The 7,675-nt window shown below is 53.1% G+C and carries 8 protein-coding genes; 3 read left to right on the top strand and 5 right to left on the bottom strand.

The window, feature by feature from the left end; genetic code table 11:
• Window positions 1-234, top strand: a 234-nt coding sequence (locus QZ517_RS19040) for a hypothetical protein (RefSeq protein ID WP_294230287.1), incomplete at its 5' end; no start/stop codon positions are given.
• 22 nt (window positions 235-256) lie between these two features.
• Here QZ517_RS19040 and QZ517_RS19035 read toward each other — a convergent pair.
• From QZ517_RS19035 to QZ517_RS19020, 4 genes are all read right to left on the bottom strand, one after another.
• On the bottom strand, window positions 257-1,750 hold the full coding sequence (locus QZ517_RS19035) for a glycosyltransferase (protein ID WP_294230284.1): 1,494 nt from the start codon (window positions 1,748-1,750) through the stop codon (window positions 257-259).
• Complete coding sequence (locus tag QZ517_RS19030) at window positions 1,747-2,856, bottom strand: hypothetical protein (protein WP_294230281.1); 1,110 nt, start codon at window positions 2,854-2,856, stop codon at window positions 1,747-1,749. The genes QZ517_RS19035 and QZ517_RS19030 overlap by 4 nt, the downstream gene beginning before the upstream one ends.
• Before the next feature lie 109 nt (window positions 2,857-2,965).
• Window positions 2,966-3,637, bottom strand: coding sequence for an ABC transporter ATP-binding protein (locus tag QZ517_RS19025; RefSeq protein WP_294230279.1), 672 nt, complete (start codon window positions 3,635-3,637; stop codon window positions 2,966-2,968).
• A 15-nt stretch (window positions 3,638-3,652) separates the two neighbouring features.
• Entirely contained in the window at window positions 3,653-4,765 is a 1,113-nt protein-coding gene (locus QZ517_RS19020) for a sugar transporter (protein WP_294230276.1), read from the bottom strand.
• Between the two features lie 613 nt (window positions 4,766-5,378).
• Here QZ517_RS19020 and QZ517_RS19015 point away from each other — a divergent pair.
• Window positions 5,379-6,110 (top strand): ABC transporter permease, encoded by a 732-nt coding sequence (locus tag QZ517_RS19015; protein WP_294230290.1) that lies wholly within the window; start codon window positions 5,379-5,381, stop codon window positions 6,108-6,110.
• On the opposite strand, the gene QZ517_RS19010 is transcribed toward QZ517_RS19015, so the two are convergent.
• Window positions 6,107-7,102, bottom strand: coding sequence for a glycosyltransferase (locus QZ517_RS19010; protein WP_294230274.1), 996 nt, complete (start codon window positions 7,100-7,102; stop codon window positions 6,107-6,109). The genes QZ517_RS19015 and QZ517_RS19010 overlap by 4 nt on opposite strands.
• 151 nt (window positions 7,103-7,253) lie before the next feature.
• Between QZ517_RS19010 and rfbC the strand changes: the two genes are divergently transcribed.
• On the top strand, window positions 7,254-7,675 hold a 422-nt coding region (rfbC, locus tag QZ517_RS19005), incomplete at its 3' end, for a dTDP-4-dehydrorhamnose 3,5-epimerase (RefSeq protein ID WP_294230271.1).

Below are 7,675 nucleotides of genomic sequence, written 5' to 3'. Positions count from 1 at the left end.
TTGGCTGACCGCGAATTGATTTTTGCGCATTTCAAATACAACGCGGATTTCCGGCGCAAAGCGCAAACAGAGGTCGCCCGCCGTCAGCACTTCAATGACGCCGAGGAGTACCAGAAATATCTGGCATTGGCATCTGAAGGGCGCAGTGTGATCTACGATCCGGACCTGTCGGCACATTGGACAGACACGCCCTTTGTGCAAAAGATTTTTGGCTCACAGACAAAGCCAAAGTGAACTGCGTCGCTTGGAGTGTTCGCTAAGAATTCTGAGCCGCAGTGTAGTTGGACAGCAGCTCATGTATGTGAGTGTCCATCGTTGTTGGTGCCCGCGCGGACTGCCAGTAGGCGTCCATATCAATCTCACCATTCAAAATCGCGGAGATCCGAGCGCAAAATGCCTGAACATCTCCCGCCGGAAACACCATGTCGGGGCAGTTTGCCAGTTCCTGCGCGCCGCCCATATCCGCGGTCAGCAGTGGGATATGGCGGCTGTGCAATTCAATGGCGACTTGCGGGAGGTTGTCGTGCCAAAGCACTGGAACCACACCAACATCAATGCCCGCCAAAAGCGCTTCCAGATCATCATGCGAATATCCATCCACATGTGTCAGTTCGGCAAGCCGGTCACTCAGCTTACCAAATCGCACCATCGTCTCCTCGTCACCTTGTCTGGCAGCGGCGGTGAATCGTACCCGCTTTGCCAACTCATCCGGCAGCGCCTCCAGCGCGTCGAGTAGGAACATGAAGCCTTTGTCACGCCGCATGTAGCCCAGAAAGCCTAAAGTGAAGGTGCCATCGTCTCGCAGTAGCTGTGTGCGCGGCGGGGTGCGTGAAAAGGCCTCCGCCTGCTGGGTGCCGATATAGCTGGTTGTGCACGCCTCGGGCCGCAATCCGAATTGAACCGCAATGTCCCGCACGGCCTCAGACACACAGAGCACCAAATCGCAATTTTGGTTGATGGTCTCCACCATCGTCGTGCGCCGGAGTGCAAATGCCTCAGCGGTCTGAGTGCTGTCTTTGGCCGCAACGGGGGTTGCCGTTGTTTTTGGATTGAGGAGGTGTTTCAGGCGTTTCTGAAGTCCAACAACGCGTCGACCAAGCCGCATGATCCAGACAAAGCTGTATTGAAACCCGCGGCTGCCAGGCTCCAAACCACGTTTTTTTAGACGATAGGCCAATCCGTTTGCGAGTTTGATGTGATGTGGATCATGCCCACCGGTCAAACAGTCTGCGCATTTTCGCCCTTCTGCAAAGTCGTCGCAGGTTTCTTTCTCTTGATACCAAAAATTCACTTGCGGACAGAATGGGTAGTAGTTGTGCAAAGAGAGAATGATCTTGGTGTGTGGCCATGTCTCCTTGAGGGCCAGAGCGGAAACCGGCAGCCCTTCAATGTTGTTGAAATGGATCACATCATAAGGGCCGGTTTGTTCGATGAAATCAAAAAACGCTGCTTGGGTTGCACTGTGGTTGACCTGCGCTTGGTCCCCAAAACAGTGGTGTGCGGGTGCCAAAACGCCTGAATTGACGATTTCATAGTGGTGTGGTCGATCAGGGATTTTTCCATGACCCAACCGCTCCCAACGAGGCTGCTTTGCAGGCAAATCATGCGATAGTCCGGCAGTCAGAAAACTGACCTCAATATCAGGTCTCTGCGACAGCTCCGCCATCACGTTACGTTGGTAAATCGAAACGCCGCCGCCCCGGTTTTCGGAGTCCAAGTAATCAACCCAATTGTAGTAAAGTATCTTCACTGAGAGTCCGGTTTTTTGGTGCCAAGTTGGTCTTCGATCGCGTCCAAACGGGTGTTCACTTCTTGCGCGTGCTTGTTCAGTCGATTGCGTAACGTGGTATTCTCCTGCAGCAGCAATTGTGTGAGGTTTAGCATTTCAGCTCTGTCCGGCGCGTCTGCAACCGGCGGGTGATCCGCAAAAAGAGTTGCCAATGGTGCCGTGTTTTGGCTGGCCTTTAACGCCTCCATGGCGCGGCGAGACGTCTCAACAACATCATCAAAACTTTGCGAACTTTTATGTTCGGGCTGATGGTCGTCCAGCAGTTTGGCAAAGCGCTCCCGTAACTGTTTTGGCCGCCCTGCCTTCATGCCCATGTTCTGCGTGATACGTGTCAGCTCCAGAAAGCGATCCTCCATACGCAGATTGATTCTGTCACCCGGCACATCCCAATGCTTGGCATTTTTGCCGTCAAATGGAATGCCCATTATGCCTAGGAAGTCTCTGAACAACTCGTTGTTTTCACGCAGCGTTTCGGTGTACGGGCGCACAATGACAGATTTTGACCCGAACATCTCAATCCAGGGCTTTAAGGCAAGGCTGTAGTCATAATGGATCGGCTCCATTACGTCGCAAACGGTGCTGTTAAAATCCGGAACTGGCTGCCTTAGCTTGACCAATTGGTTGTACCACGATCGCAAATGCGCGTCTGTTCGCCGTAAATATGCGATGATCTTGAAGGTAAACTCATTTTTGACGGGCGCAATGATGTCATTGAGCAATTGCGCAGCTGCTGGGTTGGCCCCCATACGCATGAATTCTTCTGAGCTGATGAGCACAGAAGGACATTTGCTTTGACGCACATAGTCAAAAAAGTTGTTCCAGCGTGTTTGTGCAGGAACATCATTTTGAAACCCATACATCAGTGATGACACACCGGCTTCCCGATAAATTGAAAACGCCATTTTTGAGTGTTTTGCCAAATCGCAAAACTGCTCTGGATAATCCACACCTTTGTTCCACAAGGTGCCGAGTTCTCTCAGGGCTTGTCGGTTGCTGTTCATAAAGACTTGCAGGGCCGTGGTGCCGGTTTTGTAGTGGCCGATATGGATGTAGATGGTCTTAGTCATGATCGATTCAGTATACAAATTGGGTGTTAGAAACGGCTACACCATGGACGGGTTTGGGCTTGGGACGCAATGGCTAAGAAAGCCTCCAAGCCAGAGAAAACAGTGATTTTTACTTTTGTGCACGTTGTCGGGCCATCAGCTCCAAATGGGCCTCAACGGCTTCATGAACATCTTCAAAATACTGAAGCTTCCCATCCGATAGCAACACGCCGGAGTCACAGAAATTTTTGACCTGCCCCATGTCGTGGCTGACCAAAATGGCGCTGGAAGTTTGCATGCGGTCTCTGAAAAGTTCGCGACTTTTGGCGCGAAACACAGCATCACCTACGGCAGTAACTTCATCCACCAGATAGGTGTCGAAGTGAATGCCCATGGAAACGCCAAAGGCGAGCCGCGCTTTCATGCCGGAGGAATAGCTGCGCACAGGCATATAGAAGTGATTTCCCAACTCAGAAAAATCACGCACAAACTCACAAAGCTCGTCGCTGTCCACGCCATAGACCCGCGCGACAAATCGGATGTTCTGAACGCCGGTCAGGTTGGCATGAAAAGAACCGGCAAATCCAACAGGCCATGAGATCGACCCATCACTCACGATGTGGCCGGTATCCGGTCGTAATGTTCCGGCAATTATTTGCAGTAACGTGGACTTGCCCGCCCCATTGCGTCCCAACAATGCCAAGGAGCGTCCGCTAGGGAGTTCCATGGTGAGATTGTTGATCACAATCTTTTTGTGTCCGCGCACGCGAAAGCTTTTTACGAGATTCTCAATTCGGATCATTGACCCAGCCCTGCCTCAACTGCGGTCCCGTATGGAATAATACACCAGTGTCAGAATTGACCATACCAGCAACAGGCACAGGGCCGCTAAAGCCGTCATCGTTATGCGCTTCGGATATTCGCTGGATTCCGCCAAAGTTGGCGGGACAAAAGTGGCCAAATATCGGCTTTGGCGCTGTGCTTTTGCCCGCGCCACGTCGACGGCGGACAGGGTTGCTCGATAGGTGCCTTCGGCAAATTCCCGGTCAACCACCAGACCCTCATATTCCGCAATCAGATCCGGATAGTCTTCTTGCCCGGCGCCGGTTTCGATAGATTCCGTGGCAAAGGCTTCCCGCTCCAGTTTGATGCGGTCCTGAATGGCTGTGATCCGCCTCTGGGTTTGAGAAATGCGTGGGTCGTTGGGGGAGGTGGTGTCTTTTAGCAGATCGTATTCAATCAAGGATTCCGCCAGTTGCTGCTGCAAATTGCTCATGACCCCCATGCGACCTTGCAGGTCCGAGGCAGGGTCAACAATCCGTGTCCGTGTCCGAAACGCCGTCAGCGCTTCGCGTGCTATTTTCAAGCGGTCGACCGAGGCTTCCAGATCTTCGCGTGCATAGCTCATGGCATCTTCGCGCGCCTGATCGTTGAGCGCGTTGATCATGGCTTGGCTGTAAGACACGATACTCGATGAAATCGCATTTGCGGTTTCCGGATCAAAGGCGCGCACTTGCACATCAATCAATCCGGAAGAGCTGTCGAGAGACACACGCACAATCCGGGTCCAAAACCATTCTAGATCTTCAATTGTTGCGTCCGGCCAAAGGGAAAAAACAGGGTCTTCTTTCCAGTATTGGCTGTAATGAGCGCGGAGCCCAACGCTCTCCTCGACCAAGCGCACCATGCGCTGGCTGAGGATAAACTGATACAGAATTTCGCCATCGCCAGAGGTGTTGCCACCCGTCAATTGCGCAAGCCCACCCAATATCTCTTGAGCGCCCGCGCTTTCTTCTTGGCGCACAGTAAACCCTGTGACAGAGCCAAATTGATCTTTGGCGACACCCCAAAGGTAGCCCACAACACCGCCGATGGGCAAAATCACCATGAGGAAGAAAGACGCGACAATCACCCAATGGCGGGGGCTCATGCGGGCAGCTTTGGCAGGCGGTTTTGACTGAACTTTTCGAGGTTGGTCCGGCGTCTTTGGCACAGGCGCGGGGGCTGGCGTAGGGACGGGCAGCTGTGGGGTCTCCGCGCTCTGGGCTTGAGGTGTTTTGTTTGGTGTGGTGTTCTTTGTGTTGGGCTTCTTGTTGGCTGCGTCGGCATTTGCGTTTCGCGCTTTTCCGCCACCCGCTCGCCCGGCGTTTGATTTCTGCGCATTTTGGCCAGCCGCAGGGCCGTTTTTGCCTGCACCTTTACCTGTCACAACTTTTAACTTTTCGGGGTTACCTGATGCTGAACCCGCAGCAGCGGGTCTGGACGCCGCCTTGGGTGTCGGCTGCTTCTGTGTGTTAATATCACCTTTAGAAACAGATTCTTCTTCAGCTTTCGGTGCACCTTGCCCCTGGGATGCATCTGCCATTATGTGCCTTTGCAAAGCATAATTGAAATCTGGATCTTTTTTAGCATACTTTATTTCCGAAACGCTAGCATTGGAAATCTCACCTATGTCCGCTTCTGACAACGTCCCTATTCCACCGGCACAGCGCCCCGCGCGAATACGAGCAGCTCGATTTGGCACGTTTCGGGCCACTTTTGCCTTGATCCTCCGAGAAATGGGCACGCGTTACGGTCGGTCTCCAGGCGGGTACATTTGGGCTTTTCTTGAGCCGTTGGGCGGAGTCATGATTCTGACTGTGGGCTTCTCGCTGGTCATGCGGACCCCGGCCCTTGGGAGCAGCTTTCTTTTGTTTTACGCAACCGGGATGCTGCCATTTTCACTGTACATGTCGTTGTCCAACACCATTATGCAGGCGTTCAGGTTCTCGCGATCCTTGTTGATGTATCCTGCCGTGACCTGGGTGGATGCCGTTTTGGCTCGGTTTTTACTGAACTTTCTGACCGGTTTGATTGTTATGATTTGTTTGCTCAGCGGCGTGCTGGTGGTCTCCGACACACGCGCCGTTTTGGATTTCACGGCCATCCTGCACGCCGTTTGGATGACGTGTCTTTTGGGATTGGGGGTTGGTGTGTTGAACTGTGCGCTCGCCGGGTTGTTTCCGGTTTGGCAGCAAGTCTGGAGTATTCTTACCCGCCCTCTTTTTATTATGTCGGGGATCTTTTTCTTGATCGACGATTTCCCGGAAAGAGTTCAAGAAATCATGTGGCTCAACCCGATCGCTCATGCCATTTCCTCTATGCGTGCGGGATTTTATCCATCCTACCGGGCGGAGAATGTGGATCTCACATATGTTGGCTTCTTCGGCCTGATTGCGCTGTTTTTCGGGATTGTTCTGTTGGTTCGCTATCACCGGGAGATCCTGAACAGCTAAATGTCGGGTTGCTCAGGTGTCATCTTCGCCCAGTCCAACACTGTATTGTGGGGCACCGACGTTCGGCGCAGCAATCCATCGACAACCGCATGCCCAAGCAGCTTCAAAAACACCCGCTGCTCCCCCTTATGATGGCGGGATTTGAGCAGCCATTTTGGCAGAACCACAAGCAGCAGCGGTACAAAAAACAGACCGGCCGCCTCGCGGTACAGCATCAACAGATTGCGGTGGTAGTAATAGACTTTCCACAGCGGTCGAAATCGTAGGTCGTCGTTGCCAAACGTGGAGCAGTCATGCTCAAACCGAAGCTCAGGCATAAACCCAATCCGCCCACCAGCTTTGCTTAAGCCCAGCGTATAAAGCCCGTCTTCTCCGTAAACAAACAGTCGCCCGTCTGGATAGCCAACCTTGGCAACTGCCTCGCGGGACACAAACAGCCCAACAAAAGACGACACGTCGATCTGCTTTGGCTGTCCTTGATAATCTTCTGGTGTGATGTGAAATCCGTCCCGGCCGCCGCGCCCAAGCAGCGTATTTAAGAACACTTTCCCATGCCAAAACGGATTGCGCGAGGGACGGTTCATGTCACAAATGTCACCATCCGGGTAATACACCGCCGCCGCCAACCCATCCCAGGCGGACACGTCCATGGCTTGAAATTTAGCAAAGGTGTCAGCGGCCGGTCGCCCGTCGTCATCCATCACCACAATCCAATCGGGATCATGTGTTTTGGTCACAAGTCGCATTCCGTGTTCAAACCCGCCCGCGCCACCGCGGTTTTCGGTCATGTGTTCCACAATCAGCCGGGAATCAGTTTGCTGTGCGAGCCACACATCCGTGCCATCGGTTGATGCGTTGTTCACAACCAACACGCCTTCCAAGTCCTGAACTGGAGATGCAAGCAGGCGGTCAACGGTCTGCTTGAGTTTTTCCAAGCGATTGAATGTGACGACAACGGCAAAGAGGCGCCTTGGAGGTTGCGTGGTCTGCAAAGAAAATACCTTTTTCAATATGGCTGAACACATCCCAATTTCCGAGCACGCTGTCAAACCGGCTTCGTCAAACAAAGCTGTAGACGTGACAAGTGGCCAACAGATTGATAGCACTCGCATATTGTTTGCAGAAGGGTTTAGGGCGCGGGCCATGAAAATTGAAACCACAAAATTGGACGGTGTCCTTTTGCTCACACCAGACCGGTTTGGCGACAGTCGCGGGTTTTTTAGCGAAAGCTGGAACAAGCGGCGCATGGCGGAAAACGGGCTTGATTTGGACTTTGTGCAGGACAACCACTCCCTGTCTTCCAAAGTGGGCACCATACGTGGTTTGCACTATCAAACACCCCCGCATGCCCAAGCCAAACTGGTGCGCTGCGGTCGGGGGGCACTGTTTGACGTGGCTGTGGATATTCGGGCTGGGTCACCCACCTTTGGCCAATGGTTTGGGGCCGAGCTGTCTGCGGAAAACGGGCGCCAATTGCTGGTACCAGCGGGCTTTGCTCATGGCTTTGTGACCCGCGCGCCAGACACGGAAATTGTTTATAAGTGCACTGACTATTTTGCGCCAGA

The sequence above is a fragment of the uncultured Shimia sp. genome, assembly GCF_913054185.1.
Classification (GTDB): Bacteria; Pseudomonadota; Alphaproteobacteria; order Rhodobacterales; family Rhodobacteraceae; genus Shimia.
This window is presented reverse-complemented; position numbering and strand designations above follow the sequence as displayed.

Excerpts from the sequence above, each read along its gene's own strand:
- QZ517_RS19025 (WP_294230279.1), bottom strand. The coding sequence starts at position 3,637 with ATGATCCGAATTGAGAATCTCGTAAAAAGCTTTCGCGTGCGCGGACAC.
- QZ517_RS19030 (WP_294230281.1), bottom strand. The coding sequence starts at position 2,856 with ATGACTAAGACCATCTACATCCATATCGGCCACTACAAAACCGGCACC.
- QZ517_RS19020 (WP_294230276.1), bottom strand. The coding sequence starts at position 4,765 with ATGAGCCCCCGCCATTGGGTGATTGTCGCGTCTTTCTTCCTCATGGTG.